Origin of the sequence: Catellatospora bangladeshensis, assembly GCF_016862575.1 — a bacterium.
GTDB classification, from domain to species: domain Bacteria; phylum Actinomycetota; class Actinomycetes; order Mycobacteriales; family Micromonosporaceae; genus Catellatospora; species Catellatospora bangladeshensis.
Window position 1 is genome coordinate 30087 of record NZ_BONF01000016.1, and the last position, 21754, is coordinate 51840.

The following is a 21754-nucleotide window of genomic DNA, read 5'->3' on the forward strand; positions in this document are numbered from 1 at the left end:
GGCGGGTCACTCCCCGTGGTAGAGGCGGGCGAGATCGATCAGCTCCACGTCGCCACTGCTCGTGGCGGCCGAGCGCAGGGCCGGGGTGAAGCCTGCGCGGCTGAACAGCAGCAGCCGTGCGGGGTCCGGGGTCACGTTGCCCGGCAGCAGTTCCCGGATGTGCCGGAGGCGGTGCAGTTCGGCCTCGCCGACCTGCTTGCCGGTAGCCTTGACCTCGCCGATCGCCAGCACCCGGCGTGGTTCGAAGGGCTCCTCACGCAGTGCCACCACGTCGATCTCGTGCCCCTGGCCGTGCTCGCGGCAGGGCACCACGGCGGATCGGACCTGATTGGGCCAGCCGCCGAGGGTGGCTTCGGCGGCGTGGGCCTGGGTCCACTCACGGGCGAGCTGCTCCAGGTGCGGACCGTAGATTTTGGCCGAGACGGTGTCGGCCTTGCTGTGCCAGACCCGTTCCCCCTGGCGCAGCGCGAACGCCGGGTCGTTGCCGACGATGACGAGCTGGTGGAAGCGGATGAGCGGCTCGGCGACGAGGTAGGACGGCCGCTGCTGGCGCAGCGCGTCCTCGGTCCGGTCGATGAGCCGCACGCTCTCCAGGACCGCCAGCGGGTGCCCGAGCGCGGTGTCGGGCCGGCCGAGGATGTTGGCGATCTCGGAGCGCCGGTGCGCGCCCCGGCTGATCGCGGCGAGCACCGCGAAGTACAGCGCCGGGTCGGCGATCTCGGTCTGCTGCCGCAGCAGCACGTCTCCCTCGTGGAACATCACCGAGGCGGGGTTGAGCAGGCGGTCCACCACCCACTCGTCGAACTCGCCGGTCTCGCGTGGCGCCGTCTCCGACATGGCCAGGTAAGCCGGGGTGCCGCCGACGAGGGCGTGCAGCCGGAACGCCAGCTCCGGGTCCGTGGCGGACCAGAACGCTGCCGCGTCGCGGAAGCCGAGCGGGTGCACGAGCAGCTCCAGTGAGGCCCGCCCGCGCAACGGGGCGGTGCCGCCGAGCACGTTGCGCATGGTGGTCATGGCACTGCCGCAGAGGATGAGGCGGGCCTGGCTGCTGCCGCCGCGATTATGCGGCTCCAGCGCGATCTGCAGGTGGGACGCGATGCCGTCGACGCTGTCGAGCAGGTAGGAGAACTCGTCGAGCACCACGGTGACGGGTGCGCGCTCGCCGAGGCTGAGCAGTGCGTCGACGGCGGCCGGCCAGGCCGCGAACTGCGCCGGGGTGTGCCCGGTGAACCGGTGGTAGGCGGCGCTGAGCGCGGCGAGGTTCTGGTCGGCGGACTGCTGGGCGGCGGTGAACATGAAGCCGCCGGTGGCCTGGGTCAGCTGGGACAGCAGGAACGTCTTGCCCTGCCGGCGCCGCCCGTAGACCAGGCCCAGCGCCGCGCCGGGCCTGCTCTGCGTGGCGAACTGCGCCAGCGCACGCCACTCGTGCTCGCGGTCGAACAGCTCCGCGGGCTTGGCGACGGCGGGGGCGGCACGGATCACTCAGAAAGTATAACTCGACTTATAGTAACTCGACTTATACTTCTTGGCGGGCCGCGCGAGCGCGCTCGGTGAGCTCACCGGCCCAGCCGAAGGCCTCCGCGATCGTGCGGTGCACGGCGGCCGCCGGGGTCGCGCCGGCCACGTCGACGTACACGGTGGCCAGGTCCAGCCGGCGCTGCCACGGTCCCTGCACCACGCGGACGCTCTGGATCCGGGCGTACGGCACCACGGTCAGCTGGCGGGTGGTCAGCCCGTCCACGGCGGCGAACCCGGCGTCGGTGAGGCCCGCGGCCAGCACCCGGTGCCGCAGCGGGGCGAGCCAGGCGGCACGGGCCGGGACCGGCGACAGCGGCAGCGCGCCGATGTCGATCCCCGGCACCGCCAGCGGGACCAGGGCGCGGGCGGTCTCCAGCGTGGCCACCGGCAGCAGCCGGTCGGTCTCGGCGCGGCTGCGCTGGCCGTCGGCGTTCACCGCGCTGTTCTGCCCCGCCACGGCGAGGGTGACCCGCAGCCAGCCCTTGCCACGCCACAGCAGCGGCCAGGTGACGGTCAGCGACTGGATGCGCTGCGGGGCCACCAGCTGGCTGCGCGTCTCCAGCAGCCCGTGCCGGATGCGCAGGCGGCCGTCGTCGGTGCGGCCCAGCCGGAAGTTCCAGAAGTTCAGGATGCGCATGACCGGCGCGCCGATGGTGCCGGCCACGGCGGTGGCCATGCTCGCGATGGCGAAGATGCCGAAGTCGCTGTTCAGCATGAGCTGGCCGACGATGTAGAGCACGGCCAGCGGGGTGAACATCACCGGCGGGGTGAGGAACTGGCTGACCACCACGTCGTTGTCGTCCACCCGGTGGAGGTCGGGCTCGTCGGGCTGCTCGGCCGCGGGCTCCCCGGCCGTCTCCGCCGAGGCCGGGACGGCGGCCGGGGTGCGGGCGGTGAGGGCCAGCAGGCGGCCGCGCAGCGCGGTGGCCTCGGCCAGCGGCAGGAACGCCAGCGGGGCCTCGGACTTGGCCGCGCCCGCCACGTCCAGCCGCAGCTCGGCCAGGCCCGCGAGCCGGGCCAGCACCGGCTGCACCACCTCGATGGACTGCAGCCGCTCCAGCGGCACCGCGCGGGTGCGCCGGAACAGCACACCCTCGTGGATGCGCAGCTCCCGGCCGATCACCTCGTAGCCGGTGAAGCGCCAGGCCACGGCGGAGTAGAGCAGGACGAGCACCAGCAGGCCGAGCACGGCCAGGGCGTAGTTCTTCGTGCCGAGGTTCTGCAGGCCGCGCCAGGAGACCGCGGCGATGACGATGATCAGCGTGCGCACGCTCTTGAGGACCGGGCTCAGCGGGTGCAGCCGCTGCCGCGCGATCATCAGCGGCCCGCCGGCCGGCGGCGCGCCGGGCACGGGCGCCGGGTCAGGGGTGCGCGGCACGGGGGTGGCCGCGCCGGTGGCCGGCTCGGGCGGGTGCGCGGGCGAGGTCATAGCCCCTCACCGGCGTCCTCGCCGAGGGCCGCGAGCCGGTCGCGCAGCCGGGCCGCCTCGGCGGGCTCCAGGCCGGGCACGGTGGCGTCCGAGGCGGCGGCGGCCGTGTGCAGCTGCACGGTGGCCAGGCCGAAGGCGCGTTCGAGCGGGCCCGCGACGACGTCGACGAACTGCATGCGGGCATACGGCACGATCGACAGATGGCGCACCATGCGCCCGTGCCGGACCAGCAGGTCGCGCTCGCGCTCGGCGTAGCCGTAGGAGCGGGCGGCGCGGACCGCGACCACGGCGCGGGTCACGTCGAGCACGACCACCACGACGGCGCCGATCACGGCCCACCGGGTGCTCCAGAGCACGCCGACGACGGCGCACGCGGCCAGCAGCACGGCGGTGTTGATGACGACCCGGGTCAGCTCCAGCCAGACCAGGCGGGGCGAGACGGGGCGCCAGGTGACCTCGCCCGGCCACGGGTCGAGCGGGCCGGGGGCCGGTGCGGCGTACGGGACGGGGTGCGGCTCGGTCACGTTTCGACCATAGACGATCAGGTCAGCGGCAGCGTCTCGCGAAGGAACCCGCGTGCGGACAGGAAGTCGGCCAGCACCTGCCGGTGCTCGTCGCAGGCCAGCCAGGTCTTGCGCCGGGCGGGGTCGTGCAGCTTCGGGTTGTTCCAGCGCAGCTCCCAGACGGCCGCGGCGCGGCAGCCCTTGCGCGAGCAGATCAGGGGTGCGTCGGCCTCGGTCACGGGCTGGAGCCTACCGAGCCGGGGCGGGCATGAAAAAAGCCGAGCTGCTGCTCGGCGGGTGAGGTGCTGTGTTGTTTGGCGTGCCGGGCGGCCACGGGGGAAGCCGCCCGGCAACGCACGAATACTAACCACGCGCCGGGCGCGGAGGGAAGAGCGGTCCGGCATCCGATCGGATGAAATCGAACGCCGCCTCATCGGCGCCCGGCTTGCAATGGGTTGGGGCGAATCGGTGCACTACGCCGCATAAGTCGGCCGATCGTGCGAGGCTGGGGCAGGTCAGGACCGTCGTACGCGAGGAGCCGCGGTGCAGCCGATCACCTGTGACAACCCTGCCGGTCCGGGACTGCCCGACGGCGCCGTGACGGGCCCCGCGCAGGACGCCACGCTGCTCGAACGGGCCATGTTCGAGGTGAAGAAGGTGATCGTCGGGCAGGACCGCCTGGTGGAGCGGATGTTCGTGGCGCTGCTGGCGCGCGGCCACTGCCTGCTGGAGGGCGTGCCCGGGGTGGCCAAGACGCTGGCCGTGGAGACGCTGGCGACCGTCGCGGGCGGCTCGTTCGCCCGGGTGCAGTTCACCCCCGACCTGGTCCCGGCCGACATCGTCGGCACCCGCATCTACCGGGCCGGCAGCGAGACGTTCGACGTCGAGCTGGGCCCGGTCTTCGTGAACTTCCTGCTCGCCGACGAGATCAACCGCGCGCCCGCCAAGGTGCAGTCGGCGCTGCTGGAGGTGATGGCCGAGCGGCACGTGTCGCTCGGCGGCGCCACCCACCCGGTGCCCGCCCCGTTCCTGGTGATGGCGACGCAGAACCCGATCGAGCAGGAGGGCGTGTATCCGCTGCCCGAGGCGCAGCGCGACCGCTTCCTGCTCAAGGTGCTGGTCGGCTACCCGACCGACAGCGAGGAGCGGGAGATCGTCTACCGGATGGGCGTCGCGCCGCCGCGCGCCGAGCCGGTGCTGTCCACGGAGCTGCTGCTGGGCCTGCAGGAACGCGCCGACCAGGTGTTCGTCCACAACGCACTGGTCGACTACGCGGTACGCGTGGTGCTGGCGACCCGGGCCCCGGCCGACCACGGCCTGCCCGACGTGGCCCGGCTCATCCAGTACGGCGCCAGCCCGCGCGCCTCGCTGGGCCTGGTGCGGGCCACCCGGGCGCTGGCCATGCTGCGCGGGCGCGACTACGCGCTGCCGCAGGACGTGCTCGACATCGCGCCGGACATCCTGCGCCACCGGCTGGTGCTCAGCTACGACGCGCTCGCCGACGAGGTGCCCGCCGACTTCGTGGTCGGCCGGGTCCTGTCGGCCGTGCCGCTGCCCTCGGTCGCCCCGCGCCAGCAGGCGACATGAGGGCGGGTGTCGTCGGCGGCGCGCCGGCGCCGGGGGTGAGCCGATGAGCGGGGCTGCCGCTCAGGCCATGCCCGGCACCGGCCAGGCGGCCGTGGACGCGGCGCGCGGCGGCGGCGAGGCGGCGCTGCGCCGCCTGCAACTGCTGGTCAACCGCCGCCTGGACGGCCTGCTGCAGGGCGATTACCTCGGCCTGCTGCCCGGTGCGGGCAGCGAGGCGGGCGAGTCACGGGAGTACCGGGCGGGCGACGACGTGCGCCGGATGGACTGGCCGGTCACCGCCCGCACCACCGTGCCGCACGTGCGGCTGACCGTCGCCGACCGGGAGCTGGAGACCTGGCTGGCCGTCGACCTGTCGCCCAGCCTGGACTTCGGCACCGCCCACATGCTCAAACGCGATCTGGTGCTGGCCGCGACGGCGGCGATGACCCACCTGACCGTACGTGGCGGCAACCGCGTCGGCGCCGTCATCAGCCGCGGTGGCGGCGAGCTGGTCCGCCGCCCCGCCCTCCCCGGCCGTCGCGAGGCGCAGGGCCTCCTGCGCACCATCGCCCGCCTCGTCGACGACGACTCCGCCCACCGCCGCCAGCCGCCGGGCGCGGCCGGGGCGTCGGCTCGCAGTTTCGGGGAAACTGCGACAAAGGAGCCCCTGATTCGCGCAGTTTCCCCGAAACAGCGGGCCGACAAGCATGGCGCGGCCGGTGGGGGGCGGGGGGCGGACAGCCTCGGGGTGTTGATCGGGGCGTTGAACAGCCCGCCGCGGCGGCGGGGGCTGGCGGTGATCATCTCGGACTTTCTCGATCCGCCGGAGCGGTGGGCGTGGCCGCTGCGCAAGCTGGCCACCCGGCACGAGGTGCTGGCGATCGAGGTGCTCGACCCGTGCGAGCTGGAGCTGCCCGACGCGGGCGTGCTGGAGCTGCTCGACCCGGAGACGGGCATCCTGCACGAGGTGCAGACCGGTGACCGGGGGCTGCGCCGCCGCTACGCCGACGCCGCCGCGCGGCAGCGGGAGCTGGTCGCCGACGCCGTACGCACGGCCGGGGCGCGGCAGGTGCGGCTGCGCACCGACTCGGACTGGCTGCTGGACCTGGTGCGTTTCGTCGCCGCCCAGCGGCACCGCCGGACCCGCGGGGGGAGCCGATGATCCGTTTCCTGGAGCCGTGGTGGCTGCTGGCGCTGCTGCCGGTGCTGGCGCTGGCCGCCGCGTACGCCTTCCGGCACCTGCTGCGCCGGTTCCGCCGGGACACCGCGCTGCCGTTCAGCAACCTGGAGCTGCTGCGCTCGCTGGTGCCGCGCGGGCTCGGCTGGCGCCGCCACGTGGCCGCCGCGACGTTCCTCGCCGCACTGTTCGCGCTGGTGGCGGCGCTGGCGCGGCCGTCGCTGGAGGTGGAGGAGCCGCTGGAGCGGGCGACCATCATCCTGGCCATCGACGTGTCCCTGTCCATGCAGGCGGGCGACGTCGAGCCGACCCGGATGGAGGCCGCGCAGTCGGCGGCCAAGGAGTTCGTGGGCGAGCTGCCCGGGTCGTACAACCTGGGCCTGGTGTCCTTCGCCAAGTCGGCGAACGTGCTGGTGTCGCCGGGCAAGGACCGCGAGGCGGTGACCGAGGCGATCGACGCGCTGCAGATGGCGGAGGCGACGGCGACCGGCGAGGCGGTGCTGACCTCGCTGGACGCGATCAAGGCGGTGCCGGGGGCCGGGGCGGAGGGCCCGCCGCCCGCCCGGATCGTGCTGCTGTCGGACGGGTATCGCACGTACGGCCGCTCGATCGAGGAGGCGGCCGCGGCGGCGGTCGAGGCGAACGTGCCGGTGACCACGATCGCTTTCGGCACCGACACCGGCGTGGTCGACATCGCGGGGCAGATGCAGCGGGTGCCGGTGGACCGGGAGGCGCTGGCGCAGCTGGCGGAGACCACCGGCGGCTTCTTCTACGAAGCGGCGTCGGCGGCCGAGCTGACCCAGGTCTACCAGGACATGGGCTCGTCCATCGGGCACCGCTCGGTGCCGAAGGAGATCGGCCAGTGGTTCGCCGGGGTGGCGCTGCTGTTCGGCCTGGCGGCGGGGGCGCTCAGCCTGCTGTGGGCGTCGCGGCTGCCCTGATCAGCCGACCTGCCTGGCAGACGGGCGTATCCGGGACACGCACGCCTGCCAGGCAGGTCCGGTGATCGGTGGTACGGCGCGCCGGCGCCGTCGCGGGCGCGCGCTGCCGGCCGCGCTCAGCGGACGCTGACCAGCAGGAAGACGGCTCCGACCCAGGCCGCGGCGAGGGTGAAGCCCAGCGGGGCGAGGTAACGGCTCATGACTGGCTCCGGTGACTGTGTTGTTCCTGGGGCAACTACAGGGGCACTCGGGACGAGTCATGACCAGGTCACGGCGCAGACCTACCGGCCAAGCGGCGGAAGCCGGCTCGGACGGGGCAGGACGCGCGGGGATGCGAGAGAGCAGCGCTTACGGAGAGTCAGCGCGCGGCTCGCAGGACCCGGCCATGACTCGGAGGATCGCTATCTCGCATAGCGATCACCTCCTTAGGCCGCGGATCCAGCAAGCAAACGCCGTGATCGTACCGTATGGGTGATCGTGGTCGGCATCAGCCTTCCCGGCAGGGTTTCCGTGTCCACCCGGCTGTCACCCGTTAGCGGAATCCTCCAAAGATTGTAGTCTGATTTAGTCACGGCCCCCTACCCGCCGTGTTCACGCGCACGTCCTAGGGTGAGTCGGAACCCCTGATCGCCATCGAAGGAGCAACCGTGTCCCGTACCGTCCTGGTCACCGGCGGCAACCGCGGCATCGGCCTGGCCATCGCGCAGGCGTTCGCCAAGCAGGGCGATCGCGTCGCGATCACCCACCGGGGCACCTTCGACCAGGCCGCCGCGCCCGACATCCTCGGGGTCACCTGTGACGTCACCGACTCCGACGCGGTCGACGCGGCGTTCACCACCATCGAGAACGAGCTGGGCCCGGTGGAGGTGCTGGTCGCCAACGCTGGCATCACCGACGACACGCTGCTGATGCGCATGTCGGAGGAGCAGTTCAGCCGGGTGCTCGACACCAACCTCACCGGCGCGTGGCGCTGCGCCCGCCGGGCCTCGACCAAGATGGTCCGCGGACGCTGGGGCCGCATCATCTTCATCTCGTCGGTGGTCGGCCTCTACGGCGGCGCCGGTCAGGTCAACTACGCGGCCAGCAAGGCCGGTCTGGTCGGCATGGCCCGCTCCATCACCCGTGAGCTGGGCTCGCGCAACCTCACCGCCAACGTGGTGGCGCCCGGCTTCATCGAGACCGACATGACCGACAAGCTCACCGAGGACCGCAAGGCCGAGATCCGCAAGGCCATCCCGGCCGGCCGCATCGCCGCGGTCGACGAGGTCGCCGGCGTCGTCACCTGGCTCGCCGGCGACACCGCCGCCTACATCTCCGGCGCGGTCATCCCGGTCGACGGCGGCCTCGGCATGGGCCACTGACCCCCTCGCCGGGGTGATCATGAACTTATGGACGTGCTGGGCGGCGTGTCGCCACCCCGGCACCGTGATCAACGAGAATGAGGAGTAGACGTGCTGCTCGAAGGTAAGCGGGTACTGGTCACTGGCGTGATCACGGAGCAGTCGATCGCGTTCAACGTCGCGAAGATCGCGCAGGAGCAGGGCGCGACCGTGGTGCTGACCGGGTTCGGCCGGCTGTCGCTGGTCGAGCGGATCGCCAAGCGGCTGCCCGTCACCGCGCCCGTGATCGAGCTGGACGTGACCAACCCCGAGCACCTCGCCTCGCTGGCCGAGCGGGTCGGCGGGCACGTGGACGGGCTGGACGGCGTGGTGCACTCCATCGGCTTCGCCCCGGGCACCGCGCTGGGCGGCAACTTCCTGGAGACGCCCTGGGAGGACGTGTCCACGGCGGTGCACGTGTCGACGTACTCGTACAAGGCGCTGGCCATGGCCACCCTGCCGCTGCTGCGGCCGGGCAGCTCCATCGTGGGCCTGACCTTCGACGCCACCATCGCCTGGCCGGTGTACGACTGGATGGGCGTGGCCAAGGCCGGGCTGGAGTCCGCCTCCCGCTACCTCGCCAGCTACCTCGGCAAGCAGGGCATCCGCAGCAACCTGGTCTCGGCCGGCCCGCTGCGCACCATGGCGGCCAAGTCGATCCCGGGCTTCGCGAAGTTCGAGGAGTCCTGGAACGAGCGCGCCCCGCTCGGCTGGGACCTGAGCGACACCGAGCCGACCGCCAAGGCCGTGGTCGCGCTGCTGTCGGACTGGTTCCCGGCCACCAGCGGCGAGATCGTGCACGTCGACGGCGGCTACCACGCCGTCAACGGCTGACCTCACATTTCGGCCAAGGCTTCTGCCGCGCTGCGAGAGCAGCAGGCAGGAGCCTTGATCATGTGCGGGGTGTGACGTGTCCGGAACGCCGGGTGGGTGATGTGTGCGGCGCTCGCGCGGGGTTCTAGCCTTTTACCCATGTACGACGCCTTCCTGCTGCTGTCGTTCGGCGGGCCGGAGCACCCCGACGAGGTGCTGCCCTTCCTGCACAACGTCACGCGGGGCCGCGGGGTGCCGCCCGAGCGGCTCGCCGAGGTCGCCGAGCACTATCAGCGCTTCGGCGGGGTGTCGCCGATCAACGAGCAGTGCCGCGAGCTGGTCGCCGCGATCCGCGCCGACTTCGCGGCCAACGCCGTGGACCTGCCGGTGTACTGGGGCAACCGCAACTGGCGGCCGATGCTCGCCGACACCCTGGCCCAGATGCGCGACCACGGCATCCGCCGCGCGGTGGCCCTGGCGACCAGCGCCTACGGCTCGTACTCCTCGTGCCGGCAGTACCTGCAGGACATCGCCGCCGCACGGGCCGCGGTGGGCCCGCGCGCACCGCTGGTGGACAAGCTGCGGCACTTCCACGACCACCCCGGCTTCGTCGAGCCGTTCGCCGACGGGCTCGCCGCGGCGCTGTCGACGCTGGACGTGACCCAGCACGCGACCACCCGGGTGGTGTTCACCGCGCACTCGATCCCGGTGTCCATGGCCGAGAGCAGCGGCCCGGAGGGCGGGCGCTACGAGGCGCAGCTGCGCGAGACGGCGCGCCTGGTCGCCGAGCGGGCCGCGCCCGGCCTGAGCTGGGACCTGGTCTGGCAGAGCCGGTCCGGCGCGCCGCACATCCCGTGGCTGGAGCCCGACGTCAACGACCACCTGGAGGTGCTGGCCAAGGAGGGCACCACCCAGGTGGCGGTGAGCCCGATCGGCTTCGTCTCCGACCACCTGGAGGTGCTGTGGGACCTCGACGAGGAGGCCGCGGCCACGGCGCGGCGCCTCGGGCTCGGGTTCGCGCGGGCGGGCACGCCCGGCGCCGACCCGCGCTTCGTCGCGATGGTGCGCGATCTCGTGCTGGAGCGGATGGCGCAGCCGGGCACGCGGCCCAGGACCGCGCTCGGTAGGCTCGACCACTGGGATGTGTGCGCGAGCAACTGCTGCCCGCCGCCGGTGCGCGGCAGGTGACGAGAGAGGGAACCGATGACCGAGCGCAAGCCGATCGCCGCCTGGCTGACCGACATGGACGGCGTCCTGGTCCACGAGGGTGAGCCGGTGCCGGGCGCGCCGGAGTTCATCGGGCGGCTGCGCGCCTCGGGCGTGCCGTTCCTGGTGCTCACGAACAACTCCATCTACACCCCGCGGGACCTGCACGCGCGCCTGACCCGGCTGGGCTTCGACCTGCCCGAGTCGGCGATCTGGACGTCGGCGCTGGCCACCGCGCAGTTCCTGGCCGACCAGCGTCCGAACGGGACGGCGTACGTCATCGGCGAGGCGGGCCTGACCACCGCCCTGCACGCGGCGGGCTACATCATGACCGACTTCGAGCCGGACTACGTGGTGCTGGGCGAGACCCGCAACTACAGCTTCGAGGCGATCACCACCGCGATCCGCCTGATCAACAAGGGTGCCCGGTTCATCTGCACCAACCCGGACGCGACCGGCCCGTCCAACGAGGGCGCGCTTCCCGCGGCGGGCTCCGTCGCGGCGCTGATCACGAAGGCCACCGGCATCGAGCCGTACTTCGTGGGCAAGCCGAATCCGATGATGATGCGCTCGGCGCTCAACAAGATCGGCGCGCACTCCGAGAACGCCGCGATGATCGGCGACCGCATGGACACCGACGTGCTCTGCGGCCTGGAGGCCGGGCTGCACACGATCCTGGTGCTCACCGGCATCGCGACCAAGGCCGACATGGAGCGCTACCCGTACCGCCCGTCCCGCGTGATCAGTTCGGTCGCCGACCTGATCGACGAGGTGGGGCCGCTGACCCCGGTCCCCGCCGACGCGCCGGAGACCCCGGCGGCCTGAGCGCCCGGGTCACGCCTCGAAGGGTGCGTTGCAGGCGGCGACGAGGGCGTTGCGGCAGGCGGCGGCGAGCGGGCGCAGCGCCTCGTCGCGCTGCTGCGCCTCGAAGCTGTTCAGCGCGCCGCCCGGGGCGGCCTGGCCGGCCAGGGTGAGCACGCGGTCCAGCACGCTGGCGCGGGCGTACAGGCGGCGGGCGCGCGGGTCGTAGCCCGGGGGCAGGTCGGTTTCGGCGTCGGGCTTGCGCAGCGCGGCGAGCGCCCCCGCCAGCTCCGGGCGCCACTGCGCCACGTCCAGCCGGACGAGCCGGGTGGTGGCCTCGGTCAGCGCCTGGCTCAGCGCGGCGTCGGCCTCGCGTACGCCCGGCTGGTGCAGCCCCGGGGGCGCCTCGGGCAGCTCGAAGGCCCGCCACAGCAGCGTGGTGAAGGTGTCGCCGGAGCCGGACGTGTGCTGGCGGGCCTCCGGGACCAGGCCGAGCCGGCTGGCCACCACGCCCTCGCCCGCGACCAGCGCGTGGCTGGTGAACGGGCCGGGGCCGGGCAGCCCGCGCGGGTCGCCGGGCACCGGCAGCACCAGCCGGATCTCGTCCGGGTGCAGCTTCGCGAGCGCGGGCAGCGCCTCGCGCAGCTCGACCTCCTCGCGCCACTGGCCGGGCAGGTCGCGGACGTGCTGCTCCTCCTCGGCGGTCAGGTCGTCGAGGATCTCGTCGAAGGAGACCAGCCCGGCGCGCCATGCCCGAGCCCAGGTCACCAGCCGGGCCGAGCGGCGCGCGGTCAGGGTCACCTGCGCTGCGGGGGACATGCCGACCAGGGTACGTGCTGTGCCTGGGGTTTGTCCCGAACCGGCGCGTCATTGAGCGCGAAGGGGCAACGGCGACTAGGGTGCCGTCGCATGCGCTACAGCGATGACGTGCTGGACGGTTTCGACCGCCGCAAGCCCCGCCGGGTGACCCCCGAATGCGACGCTGAGCTGGGCCTTGTCGTCGAGGACGCGGGCAGCGGCTTCTGCGGGGCGGTCGTCGGTTTCGAGTACGGCGCGGTCACCCTGGAGGACCGCCAGGGCCGCCGCAGGCATTTCCCGCTCGATCCCGCCGCCTTCCTACTGGATGGGACACCGGTGACGCTGCGCCGCCCGCAGGCGTCCGCACCCGCCCAGCCGAAGCGGACGGCGTCCGGCTCGGTGGCCGCCGCGCCCGCCCGCGCCCGGGTGGCCCGCGCGGGCCGGATCTGGGTCGAGGGCCTGCACGACGCCGCCCTGCTCGAACGCGTCTGGGGCGACGACCTGCGCGCCGAGGCGGTCGTGGTGGAGCCGATGCACGGCGTGGACGACCTGCCCGGCGCGGTGCGCGAGTTCGCGCCGGAGCCGGGCCGGCGGCTCGGCGTGCTGGTGGACCACCTGGTGTCGGGCACCAAGGAGGCGCGCCTGGCGCAGGCCGTGGACAACCCGTACGCGCTGATCGCCGGGCATCCCTACGTCGACGTGTGGCAGGCGGTGAAGCCGTCGCGCCTGGGCATGGAGGAGTGGCCAGTGGTGCCGTACGGGCACCCGTGGAAGGAGGGCATCTGCGCGGCCCTCGGCGTCGGCGAGCCCGCCGCGTTCTGGCGGCGGCTGCTGTCCCGCGTGGACAGCTACCACGACCTGGAGACGCCGCTGGTGAACGCGGTCGAGCGCCTGATCGACTTCGTCACCACGCCCGACGAGTGACGCGGAGGTCCGCCGGACGGACCTCGACAGGACGGCACCGGCACTTCTAGGCTCACCCGCCATGACCGTCCCCCTCGGCGCCCAGCTCGCCGTGAGCCTCACCTGGCTCGTGCTCTACATCGTCCTGTCGGTGCGCTACGACCGGCGCTGGGACGCCCGGCTGCGCGCCGCGCTCGGCCGCCGGATCGGCGCCGACGTGCGCTGGGCCCGGGTCGACCAGTCCGGCGACGTGTTCAGCGACGACTCCACCGGCGGGGTGAACGCGTGGCACACCGGCGGCGACGGCCCGCTCGGGCGGCAGCTGTGGCAGGAGGCCGCGGCCCGCGGGGCGTACCTGGCGGTGCTGGTGGTGCTCGGCGCGCTGCCCCCGCTGGCGCTGCTGGGCCTGGAGTTCCTGCTGAACTTCCACGGGCTGATCGTGCTCGGCACCGCGTTCGCGGTGATCCCGGTCTTCTCGCTGTTCTGGCTGGGCAACTACCGGCAGGTCAGCGGCTGAGTCATGGCTGCCGGGTGTGTACGAAGGTGGCGATGTCCAGCTCCACCGGCGTCCGCTCGGCGTCGCGGCGCACCCGCAGCACCTCGCCGTCGTTGCTGCCGCTGTGGCAGCGCCACACGTCCGCGCCCTCGGTGGTGAACCGCCACGGGGTGCCGGGCACGGTGACCGGCGTGACCACCAGCTCGCCTGCGGCCGCGTCGTAGCGGGCCGCGAACTCGCGCCCCATCCACCACCAGGCGCCGTCCAGCTCGTGCGGCTCACCGGCCTCCGGGGCGGGCTGCCACGGCGCCGGGCGCTCGGGCTCGCCGTCGAGCACGTCGGCGAGCAGCCGCCGGCTCAGCTCCGCCATCCGCTGCCCGTGCAGGGTGTACGCGTTGGCGAAGGTCACCACCCCGGTCCGGCTCGCGCGGTGCGTCCACAGGTGGGCGAGGTAACCGGGCATCGAGCCGCCGTGCCCGGCGAAGACGCGCTCGCCGCTGCGCACCAGCTCCAGGCCCAGGCCGTGGCCGGTGGTCCAGGACTCCAGGTCGCTCATCACCACCGGCGCGCACATCTCGGCCAGCGTCGCCGGAGCCAGCACGGCCGGATCGGGCTCGGCCAGGAACGCGGCCCACTTCAGCAGGTCGTCGGCGGTGGACCAGAGCTGCCCGGCGGGCGCCATGGCACCGGCGTCGGTGCGCGGCTCCTCGTGCAGCGTGCCGTGCCACGGGTGCACCACGTAGCCGCGCGCGAACGGCTCGGTCTCGCGGTAGGTGGTGCGGCTCATGCCGAGCGGCTCCAGCAGGCGCTTGGTGATCTGCTCCGTCCAGTGCAGACCGGTGAGCCGGTGCACGACCGCGCCGAGCAGCCCGTACGCCAGATTGGAGTAGTGGTAGGCGCGGTGCGGCGGATAGGCGAGCTTGTCCGGGGTCAGCGCCGCCAGGAAGGTGTCGAGGTCGGGGCCGTCGTGGCGCTCCCACCACGGGCCGTCGGGCTCGCGCTGCAGGCCGGACGCGTGGCCGAGCAGCTGGCGGATCGTGATGGCGCTGCCCACGGGGGTGCCGGGCAGGTGCCGGTAGAGCAGGTCGTCGAGGGCCAGCGCGCCCTCGTCGCGCAGCTGCAGCACGAGCACGGCGGTCATCGTCTTGCTGATCGAGCCGATCCGGAACTGGGTGTCCGGGGTGGGCGCCCCGGTCGCCGGGTCGGCCCCGGCGGCGCTGAAGTGGACCCGCCGCCCGTCCCGCACCACGGCGGCCACCAGGCACGGCGTACGCCCCTGCGCCTGCGCGCCGGCCACCAGCTCGTCGATCCGCGCCGCGGTCCGCTCGGTCAGCGTCATCGTCACTCCACCCCTGTGCGCACGCGACGGCCCGGCCGCAGTCGCGCTGGACAACCTATGCGGACAACGCCGCCAGGGCCAGTGCGTTACCGCGCCCGCCCGCGCGTACCACGGGATCTGTCCGAACGGACGAGGAGATCCACACCCCCCATCACTGGCGCGAGCGTGACACGATCAGCTCGTGGAAGATTGGATGTGGTGGCTACTCCTCGCAGCGGTGGCGGTGATCGCGGAGCTGTTCACCGGCACGTTCGTGCTGCTGATGCTCGGCGCCGGTTTCCTTGCCGCCTCGCTGGTGGGTCTGGCGGGGGCGCCCGGCTGGATCCAGGGCATCGCGTTCATCGTGGTGTCCACGCTGTCGCTCGCGGTGGTGCGCCCCTGGATGAAGCATCGCTTCTTCCGCGGGGACCCCAGCACGGAGGCGGAGTTCTCCGTCACCGAGGGCCAGGACGCGCTGGTCGTGGAGCGCGTCGACGCGGACAACGGCCTCGTCAAGATCGGCGGCGAGCTGTGGCGGGCCCGGCCGTACGACGCCACGAAGACATACGTCCCGGGTGACCGGGTCAGAGTAGTGAAAGTGGACGGCGCCACGGCGCTGGTCTGGAGGGATTGATGGAGACTTTCGTGACCGCCCTGGTGGTCATCGTGGCACTGATCGTCCTGATCACGCTGATCAAGATGGTCAAGATCGTGCCGCAGCAGCGCAACGACGTGGTCGAGCGGCTCGGCAAGTACAACCGCACGCTGACCCCCGGCCTGAACATCCTGGTGCCGTTCATCGACGCGGTCCGGACCAAGGTCGATCTGCGCGAGCAGGTGGTGAGCTTCCCGCCGCAGCCGGTGATCACGTCGGACAACCTGGTGGTCTCGATCGACACCGTGCTGTACTTCAAGGTCATCGACCCGGTGCGGGCGACCTACGAGATCGCGAACTTCCTGCAGGCGATCGAGCAGCTGACCGTCACCACGCTGCGTAACGTGATCGGCTCGATGGACCTGGAGCGCTCGCTGACCAGCCGCGAGGAGGTCAACCGGCAGCTGTCGGCGGTGCTCGACGAGAACACCGGCCGCTGGGGCGTCAAGGTGACCCGCGTCGAGATCAAGGCGATCGAGCCGCCGCCGAGCATCCGCGACTCCATGGAGAAGCAGATGCGCGCCGAGCGGGACCGCCGTGCCGCGATCCTCAACGCCGAAGGCCACAAGCAGTCGCAGATCCTCACCGCCGAGGGTGAGAAGCAGGCGGCCGTGCTGCGCGCCGACGGTGAGCGCCAGGCCCGCATCCTGCAGGCCGAGGGCCAGGCCAAGGCGATCAAGCTGGTCGTGGACGCGATCCACGTCTCGTCGCCCGACAACAAGGTGATGGCCTGGCAGTACCTGCAGGCTCTCCCGCAGATCGCGGCCGGCGCGTCGAACAAGCTGTGGATCGTCCCGGTCGAGCTGACCAAGGCGCTGGACGGCATCGCGGCGACCTTCGGCGGCCTGCGCAGCGACCCGGCAGCGGCCGAGGCGGCCCGCGAGTCGGGCGCCGAGGCCGAGGCCGAGGCGCAGCGCGTGGCGGAGGAGGCGGCCGCGGCCGTCAAGGAGATCGAGACCGAGGCGAGCCGGCTCCCCAAGGAGTGACTCGCTGATGCGGCAGAACGGGGCCGGTGGTTTACGCCACCGGCCCCGTTCTGCGCCCCTGCGGAGCGGGGCGGGACGGTCCGGCAGAATCGGGGCGTGGAGCTGATCACGGATCCCGGCGACGAGCGCATCGCGGACTACCGGGCGCTGACCGACGTCGAGCTGCGTACGCGCTGGGAGCCGCCGCACGGCCTGTTCATCGCCGAGGGGGAGCTGGTGCTGCGGCGCGCGCTGCGGGCCGGCTACCGGCCGCGCTCGTTCCTGGTCGAGGCCAAGCGGGCGGCGCAGGTCGCGGACCTGACCGGCGCGCCCGTCTACGGCGCCGAGCCGGACGTGCTGGAGCAGGTCACCGGCTTCCACGTGCACCGGGGCGTGCTGGCCAGCTTCCACCGGCAGCCGGTGCCCCCGGCCTCGGAGGTGCTGGCCGCCGCCCGGCGGGTGGTGATCCTGGAGGACATCAACAACCACACGAACATCGGAGCGATCTTCCGGGGCGTGGCCGCGCTCGGCATCGACGCGGTGCTGCTCTCGCCGACCTGCGCGGACCCGCTCTACCGGCGCAGCGTACGGGTGAGCATGGGCGAGGTGTTCGCGGTGCCGTACGCGAAGCTCGACCCGTGGCCGAAGGCGCTGTCCGAGGTGCGCGACGCCGGGTACACCATCCTCGCGATGACCCCCGCGCCCGACGCGGTGCCGATGCAGCAGCTCACCGCCGCCCAGCGGCTGCGCCCGGCGCTCCTGCTCGGCGCGGAGGGGCCGGGCCTGTCCCGCCACGCCCTGGACGCCAGCGACCTGCGCGTCCGCCTGCCCATGCGCCGCGGCGTCGACTCCCTCAACGTCGCCGCCGCCACCGCCGTCGCCTGCTGGGAACTCACCCGCGACGACCCCGCCTGATCTACCCCACCCGCGGGCACCGCGCGGCAGGCAGTTTCGGGGAAACTGCACGTTCGCAGCTCGCGATTCGCGCAGTTTCCCCGAAACTGCAGCCGCCCAGCGGGCGGCGGTCAGCAGTTCTTCTCGAGGTAGCCCTCGATCAGGTCGCGCTCCTCGGTGTGGGCGGTGGCCATCTCGAAGGCGTGGTCGAGGGCCTCCTGGGCCTCGATGACCGCGTTGAGCAGCGGGATTCCCTTGCCCTGCTCGGCCAGGTAGGCGGCCTCGGCCGCCCGCTCGGCGGCGATGGCGTCGATGAGCATCCACGAGTAGGGCTTGTTCATGTCGATGTCGGTGTAGTCCTGCGGGTCCTTCGGCAGCACCGCGCCCTTCGGGTTGGTGTACGTCTGCACGGGCAGGCCGCTGCGCTTGAGGTACATGTTGAGCCAGGTCCGGGACGAGGCGCGCTTCCTGAGCCACTCCCGGCGGGCCGCCTCGGTGGCCTCCTGCTGCGGCTTGTACGCCTCCTCGGCCTTCATCAGCGCACCGAGTTTCACCTGCCAGTCGAGGAAGATCTGCTCGTACTCCCGGTCCATCTCCGCGAGCTGCTTGCGCAGCTGGTAGCACTCGATGTCACCGCGCCGGTTGGGCACCTCCACGCCGCCGCCGGGGCCGCCGGGCTCCTCGGGCAGGTCACCGCTCTCCTTGGAGACGTTGACCGGCGGGTTCCACTGGTAGCGGTGGCAGTAGCCGATGGTGGTGGTGTGGTAGCCCTCGTGGAACGACCTGGTCCGGAAGTCGACGCAGGTCAGGTTGTCGTCGAGGGCGAGCGCCGGGCTGGCCGGGGACAGCAGCGTGAACGCGACGGCGGTGGCGAAGGCGGTGAGAACATGACGCATCTTCATGGCTCGCATTGTTGGAGCGGAGAGATCCACCAGGCACGGCCGTGTCGGGAAGCAGCCGCCGCGGCGGCCCTACCCTAGGGATCTCCCGAGGGCGGCCCGCGCCCGCGGCCGTACGCTGGAATCGATCTCAGCTCGCCGACGAGGAGGAGGGCCTGGCATGCGTACCGCCCAGGGCAGGCCGCGGTGACGGCGGCGGTGTTCCCGACGGTGCGCGAGGTGATCGCCCTGGACCCGGTGCGGGTGGGCGCGCCGCGGCTGGTGGCGGGGGAGTCGGGGCTGGACCGGCCGGTGCGCTGGGTGCACTCGGCCGAGGTGCCCGACATCGCGACCCTGCTGCGCGGCGGCGAGCTGGTGCTGACCACCGGCATCGGCCTGCCCGCCGACGACGCGGGGGTGCGCGCGTTCGTCAACGACCTGGCCGAGGTGGGCGTGGCCGGGCTGGTCGTGGAGCTGGGGCGGCGGTACACGGCCAGCGTGCCCCGGGTGATGGCGGCCGCCGCGCAGAAGGCGGGCATGCCGCTGATCGAGCTGCGCCGGCCCACCCCCTTCGTGCGCATCACCGAGGCGGTGCACTCGCTGATCGTGGACGCGCAGCTGGCCGAGCTGCGCGCCACCGAGGAGATCCACCAGCGGTTCACCGAGCTGAGCGTCGAGGGCGCCGAGCCCGCCGAGGTGGTGCACCAGGCCGCGCAGCTCGCAGGCTGCCCCGTGGTGCTGGAGAACCTGGCCCGCCAGGTGCTGGCGTACGACGCCGCCGGGGACCGCGCGGAGCTGCTGCTGGACGGCTGGGAGCAGCACTCCCGCCGGGTCAAGGCGCAGCCGGCGACCGGCCGCTCCGGCTACGACCCGGACACCGGCTGGCTGGTGACGCCGGTCGGCGCGCGGGGCCAGGACTGGGGCCGCCTCCTGCTGCGCTGGCCCGCCTCCGGCACCGCGCAGGACTTCACCGCGGCGCGCGGTGCCGCGCTCGGCGACCCGGGCGACCTCGGCGAGCCGGGGCGGGCCGCGACCGTCGAAACGGCGGCACCGGAGCCGCCTGTGCCGGCTCCGGGCGAGCCGGACCTGGCGGGTGCGGGTGACGAGCACCCGCTGACGCCGCCGACACGGCTGGTCATCCTGCTGGAGCGGGCAGCCTCGACGCTGGCGCTGGGCCGGCTCATCCGGCGCGATGCCGAGGGTCTGGAGCGGCAGCTGCACGGCACGCTGCTGTCGGCGCTGCTCGACCACAGCCTGCCGGTGTCGGAGGTGGCGCTGCGGGCGGCCGCGCTGGGCATCCAGCTGGAGCGGCGGCGGCTGGTCGGGGTGGTGGTGCGGCACCGGGACGAGTCGCTGGCGGCGGGCACCGAGGCGGCGCAGGCGGCGCTGCGCGACCTGGCCGACGCGGTCTCGCAGGCGGTCCGGGAGACCAAGCAGACCGCCCTGGTCAGCGCCGTGGACGACCGGGCGGTGGGTGCCCTGCTGGCGGTACGCGGGGACGAGGAGCCCGCGCTGGAGTCCTTCGCCGCCGCGCTGCGCCGGGGCCGGGCGGACACGCTGCTGATCGCGGCCGGCTCCGGCGTGGACAGCCTGCGTGAGGCGCGGCGCTCGCTGGTGGAGGCGCGGCAGGTGGCCGAGGCGGCCCGGCACGACCCGGCCGGCCCGGCGGTGCACCGGCTGCCCAACGTGGGCCTGGCCGGGCTGCTGCACCTGCTGCGCGACGAGCCGCGGCTGCAGACGTTCGTGGAGCGCCAGCTCGGAGCGCTGCTGGCCTACGACGCGGAGCATCCGCGCGACGCGCTGCTGCCCACCCTGCGGGTGTTCCTGGAGCAGGGGCGCAACAAGGCGGCGGCCGCGGCGGCGGCGCACCTGTCCCGGCCAGCCTTCTACGAGCGGCTGGCCCGGATCGAGCGCATTCTTGGAGTAGACCTGGACTCGGTGCAGGCGTGCCTGTCGCTGCACGTGGCGCTGCTGGCTAGGGACGCGTTGCGGAACTGACCCGCAGCCTTCGATTCTTAGGCGGCGGGGCCGCCACGGGCCGCGTCGGGTTGACGGCCTGTCAGCCATGTGCCCGTGGGGCTGGCAGGATGTAGCTTGTCCGGGCTCTCCGGAGCTGGAAGCGTCCAGGGTGATCCGTGACACAGCCGATTCCGCCCGCCGAAGGACGTGTTAACCCATGAGCACCGACGATCTGCTCGCCCGCCACCGCGCCGTGCTGCCCAACTGGATCAATCCGCTGTACGCCGAGCCGATCGAGCTGGTGTCCGGCGCGGGCTGCCGGGTCACCGACGCCGCCGGGCGCACGTACCTTGATTTCTTCGGCGGCGTGCTCACCACGATGATCGGCTATGACATCCCGGAGATCTCCGACGCGGTACGCGCCCAGCTCGACAAGGGCATCGCCCACTCCTCGACGCTGTACCTCATCCGTAAGCAGGTCGAGCTTGCCGAGAAGATCGCCAAGGTGTCCGGCATCCCGGACGCGAAGGTGTTCCTGGCCAACTCCGGCACCGAGGCCAACGACACCGCGCTGCTGCTGGCCACCCAGTTCCGCCGCAGCAACCAGATCCTGGCGGTGCGCAACAGCTACCACGGCCGCAGCTTCGCCGCCCTCGGCGTGACCGGCCAGCGCAGCTGGTCGGCGACCTCGCTGTCCCCGGTGAACGTCAGCTACCTGCACTCCGGCGACCGGCTGCGGGGCCTGCTGGCGGGCCTGTCCGACGCCGAGTACATCGCGCGGTCGGTGGCGGATCTGCGGGAACTGCTGGCCACCACCACCGCGGGCGACGTGGCCTGCCTGATCGCCGAGCCGATCCAGGGCGTGGGCGGCTTCGTCGCGCCGCCGGACGGCTACTTCAAGGCGATCAAGGAGGTGCTGGACGAGCACGGCATCCTCTGGGTCTCCGACGAGGTGCAGACCGGCTGGGGCCGCACCGGCGAGCACTTCTGGGGCTACCAGGCGCACGACGCGGTGCCCGACATGCTGACCTTCGCCAAGGGCATCGGCAACGGCTTCACCCTGGGCGGCGTGGTGGCCCGCGGCGAGGTCATGGACTGCCTGAGCGCGATCTCGTTCAACACGTTCGGCGGCAACCCGGTCAGCTCCTCGGCCGGGCAGGCGGTGCTCGACTACGTGCTGTCGCACGACCTGCAGGCCAACGCGGCCCGGGTGGGCGGCCTGCTGCACACGGGGCTGCGGGAGCTGAACTCGCCGATCGTGGCCGAGGTTCGCGGCCGGGGCCTGATGCTGGCGCTGGAGCTGGTCCGCCCCGGCAGCCTGGACCCGGCGCCGGAGCTGGCGGTCAAGGTGCTGGAGGAGACCAAGGCCAACGGCCTGCTGGTCGGCAAGGGCGGCCTCTACGGCAACGTGATCCGGATGGGCCCGCCGCTCACGCTGACCGAGGCGGAGGCCAAGGAGGGCCTGGACATCCTGGCCGGTGCGCTGGCCAGAGCGTACGAGCAGGCGACCAGAGCGTGAGCGGAAGAACCAGCGGGGCCGCCGCGACCGGCGGCC

Annotated in this window: 21 protein-coding genes; 14 read left to right on the top strand and 7 right to left on the bottom strand. The window is 73.0% G+C overall.

Features of this window, described 5'->3' with window-relative positions; all coding sequences use genetic code 11:
- Positions 1-6: 6 nt before the first annotated feature.
- From Cba03nite_RS15115 to Cba03nite_RS15130, 4 genes are read right to left on the bottom strand one after another with little or no spacing between them, the layout of a single operon-like run.
- Positions 7-1482, bottom strand: a complete 1476-nt coding sequence (locus tag Cba03nite_RS15115) for an AAA family ATPase (RefSeq protein ID WP_239125749.1) — start codon at positions 1480-1482, stop codon at positions 7-9.
- A gap of 34 nt (positions 1483-1516) precedes the next feature.
- The gene (locus tag Cba03nite_RS15120; RefSeq protein ID WP_239125750.1) at positions 1517-2947 is read right to left on the bottom strand and encodes a PH domain-containing protein; all 1431 of its coding nucleotides are present in this window, start codon (positions 2945-2947) and stop codon (positions 1517-1519) included.
- Positions 2944-3471 carry a PH domain-containing protein gene (locus Cba03nite_RS15125; RefSeq protein WP_239125751.1) on the bottom strand — a complete coding sequence of 176 codons (528 nt, stop codon included), beginning with the start codon at positions 3469-3471 and terminating at the stop codon, positions 2944-2946. Before Cba03nite_RS15125 ends, Cba03nite_RS15120 begins: the two co-directional genes overlap by 4 nt.
- A 17-nt stretch (positions 3472-3488) precedes the next feature.
- Complete coding sequence (locus Cba03nite_RS15130) at positions 3489-3689, bottom strand: acetone carboxylase (protein ID WP_203746266.1); 201 nt, start codon at positions 3687-3689, stop codon at positions 3489-3491.
- A gap of 304 nt (positions 3690-3993) precedes the next feature.
- Between Cba03nite_RS15130 and Cba03nite_RS15135 the strand changes: the two genes are divergently transcribed.
- From Cba03nite_RS15135 to Cba03nite_RS15165, 7 genes are all read left to right on the top strand, one after another.
- Positions 3994-5037 (top strand): AAA family ATPase, encoded by a 1044-nt coding sequence (locus tag Cba03nite_RS15135; protein ID WP_373315752.1) that lies wholly within the window; start codon positions 3994-3996, stop codon positions 5035-5037.
- A gap of 43 nt (positions 5038-5080) precedes the next feature.
- Entirely contained in the window at positions 5081-6178 is a 1098-nt protein-coding gene (locus Cba03nite_RS15140) for a DUF58 domain-containing protein (RefSeq protein WP_203746268.1), read from the top strand.
- Positions 6175-7134, top strand: coding sequence for a VWA domain-containing protein (locus Cba03nite_RS15145; protein WP_203746270.1), 960 nt, complete (start codon positions 6175-6177; stop codon positions 7132-7134). The genes Cba03nite_RS15140 and Cba03nite_RS15145 overlap by 4 nt, the downstream gene beginning before the upstream one ends.
- Before the next feature lie 647 nt (positions 7135-7781).
- Positions 7782-8495, top strand: a complete 714-nt coding sequence (gene fabG, locus Cba03nite_RS15150; RefSeq protein WP_203746272.1) for a 3-oxoacyl-ACP reductase FabG — start codon at positions 7782-7784, stop codon at positions 8493-8495.
- Between the two features lie 90 nt (positions 8496-8585).
- Complete coding sequence (fabI, locus tag Cba03nite_RS15155; protein WP_203746274.1) at positions 8586-9347, top strand: enoyl-ACP reductase FabI; 762 nt, start codon at positions 8586-8588, stop codon at positions 9345-9347.
- A gap of 138 nt (positions 9348-9485) precedes the next feature.
- Complete coding sequence (locus tag Cba03nite_RS15160; protein WP_203746276.1) at positions 9486-10514, top strand: ferrochelatase; 1029 nt, start codon at positions 9486-9488, stop codon at positions 10512-10514.
- A gap of 15 nt (positions 10515-10529) precedes the next feature.
- On the top strand, positions 10530-11357 hold the full coding sequence (locus Cba03nite_RS15165; RefSeq protein WP_203746278.1) for an HAD-IIA family hydrolase: 828 nt from the start codon (positions 10530-10532) through the stop codon (positions 11355-11357).
- 9 nt (positions 11358-11366) lie between these two features.
- Here Cba03nite_RS15165 and Cba03nite_RS15170 read toward each other — a convergent pair whose 3' ends face one another.
- Positions 11367-12152, bottom strand: coding sequence for an Rv1486c family protein (locus Cba03nite_RS15170; protein ID WP_203746280.1), 786 nt, complete (start codon positions 12150-12152; stop codon positions 11367-11369).
- Positions 12153-12242: 90 nt separating this feature from the next.
- On the opposite strand from Cba03nite_RS15170, the gene Cba03nite_RS15175 reads away from it, so the two are divergent.
- Positions 12243-13055: a DUF3097 domain-containing protein gene (locus Cba03nite_RS15175; protein ID WP_203746282.1), complete on the top strand. Its 813-nt coding sequence runs from the start codon at positions 12243-12245 to the stop codon at positions 13053-13055.
- A 61-nt stretch (positions 13056-13116) separates the two neighbouring features.
- Positions 13117-13551, top strand: a complete 435-nt coding sequence (locus tag Cba03nite_RS15180; protein ID WP_203746284.1) for a hypothetical protein — start codon at positions 13117-13119, stop codon at positions 13549-13551.
- Position 13552: 1 nt separating this feature from the next.
- Here Cba03nite_RS15180 and Cba03nite_RS15185 read toward each other — a convergent pair whose 3' ends face one another.
- On the bottom strand, positions 13553-14869 hold the full coding sequence (locus Cba03nite_RS15185) for a serine hydrolase domain-containing protein (protein ID WP_203746286.1): 1317 nt from the start codon (positions 14867-14869) through the stop codon (positions 13553-13555).
- A 193-nt stretch (positions 14870-15062) separates the two neighbouring features.
- On the opposite strand from Cba03nite_RS15185, the gene Cba03nite_RS15190 reads away from it, so the two are divergent.
- From Cba03nite_RS15190 to Cba03nite_RS15200, 3 genes are all read left to right on the top strand, one after another.
- Entirely contained in the window at positions 15063-15482 is a 420-nt protein-coding gene (locus Cba03nite_RS15190) for an NfeD family protein (protein WP_203746607.1), read from the top strand.
- Entirely contained in the window at positions 15482-16489 is a 1008-nt protein-coding gene (locus Cba03nite_RS15195) for an SPFH domain-containing protein (RefSeq protein WP_203746288.1), read from the top strand. Before Cba03nite_RS15190 ends, Cba03nite_RS15195 begins: the two co-directional genes overlap by 1 nt.
- Before the next feature lie 96 nt (positions 16490-16585).
- Positions 16586-17383, top strand: coding sequence for a TrmH family RNA methyltransferase (locus tag Cba03nite_RS15200; RefSeq protein WP_203746289.1), 798 nt, complete (start codon positions 16586-16588; stop codon positions 17381-17383).
- Positions 17384-17493: 110 nt separating this feature from the next.
- On the opposite strand, the gene Cba03nite_RS15205 is transcribed toward Cba03nite_RS15200, so the two are convergent.
- Positions 17494-18264 (bottom strand): hypothetical protein, encoded by a 771-nt coding sequence (locus Cba03nite_RS15205; RefSeq protein ID WP_203746290.1) that lies wholly within the window; start codon positions 18262-18264, stop codon positions 17494-17496.
- A gap of 195 nt (positions 18265-18459) precedes the next feature.
- Between Cba03nite_RS15205 and Cba03nite_RS15210 the strand changes: the two genes are divergently transcribed.
- Together Cba03nite_RS15210 and Cba03nite_RS15215 are read left to right on the top strand one after the other, a co-directional pair.
- Positions 18460-20238 carry a PucR family transcriptional regulator gene (locus Cba03nite_RS15210; protein WP_203746608.1) on the top strand — a complete coding sequence of 593 codons (1779 nt, stop codon included), beginning with the start codon at positions 18460-18462 and terminating at the stop codon, positions 20236-20238.
- A gap of 178 nt (positions 20239-20416) precedes the next feature.
- On the top strand, positions 20417-21718 hold the full coding sequence (locus Cba03nite_RS15215; RefSeq protein WP_203746291.1) for an aspartate aminotransferase family protein: 1302 nt from the start codon (positions 20417-20419) through the stop codon (positions 21716-21718).
- Positions 21719-21754: the final 36 nt, after the last annotated feature.

Coding starts and splice junctions, on each gene's coding strand:
- Cba03nite_RS15215 (WP_203746291.1), top strand. CDS start 20,417: ATGAGCACCGACGATCTGCTCGCCCGCCACCGCGCCGTGCTGCCCAAC.
- Cba03nite_RS15195 (WP_203746288.1), top strand. CDS start 15,482: ATGGAGACTTTCGTGACCGCCCTGGTGGTCATCGTGGCACTGATCGTC.
- Cba03nite_RS15190 (WP_203746607.1), top strand. CDS start 15,063: ATGTGGTGGCTACTCCTCGCAGCGGTGGCGGTGATCGCGGAGCTGTTC.
- Cba03nite_RS15205 (WP_203746290.1), bottom strand. CDS start 18,264: ATGAAGATGCGTCATGTTCTCACCGCCTTCGCCACCGCCGTCGCGTTC.
- Cba03nite_RS15185 (WP_203746286.1), bottom strand. CDS start 14,869: ATGACGCTGACCGAGCGGACCGCGGCGCGGATCGACGAGCTGGTGGCC.
- Cba03nite_RS15145 (WP_203746270.1), top strand. CDS start 6,175: ATGATCCGTTTCCTGGAGCCGTGGTGGCTGCTGGCGCTGCTGCCGGTG.
- Cba03nite_RS15175 (WP_203746282.1), top strand. CDS start 12,243: ATGCGCTACAGCGATGACGTGCTGGACGGTTTCGACCGCCGCAAGCCC.
- Cba03nite_RS15160 (WP_203746276.1), top strand. CDS start 9,486: ATGTACGACGCCTTCCTGCTGCTGTCGTTCGGCGGGCCGGAGCACCCC.
- Cba03nite_RS15170 (WP_203746280.1), bottom strand. CDS start 12,152: ATGTCCCCCGCAGCGCAGGTGACCCTGACCGCGCGCCGCTCGGCCCGG.
- Cba03nite_RS15165 (WP_203746278.1), top strand. CDS start 10,530: ATGACCGAGCGCAAGCCGATCGCCGCCTGGCTGACCGACATGGACGGC.
- Cba03nite_RS15180 (WP_203746284.1), top strand. CDS start 13,117: ATGACCGTCCCCCTCGGCGCCCAGCTCGCCGTGAGCCTCACCTGGCTC.
- Cba03nite_RS15120 (WP_239125750.1), bottom strand. CDS start 2,947: ATGACCTCGCCCGCGCACCCGCCCGAGCCGGCCACCGGCGCGGCCACC.
- Cba03nite_RS15140 (WP_203746268.1), top strand. CDS start 5,081: ATGAGCGGGGCTGCCGCTCAGGCCATGCCCGGCACCGGCCAGGCGGCC.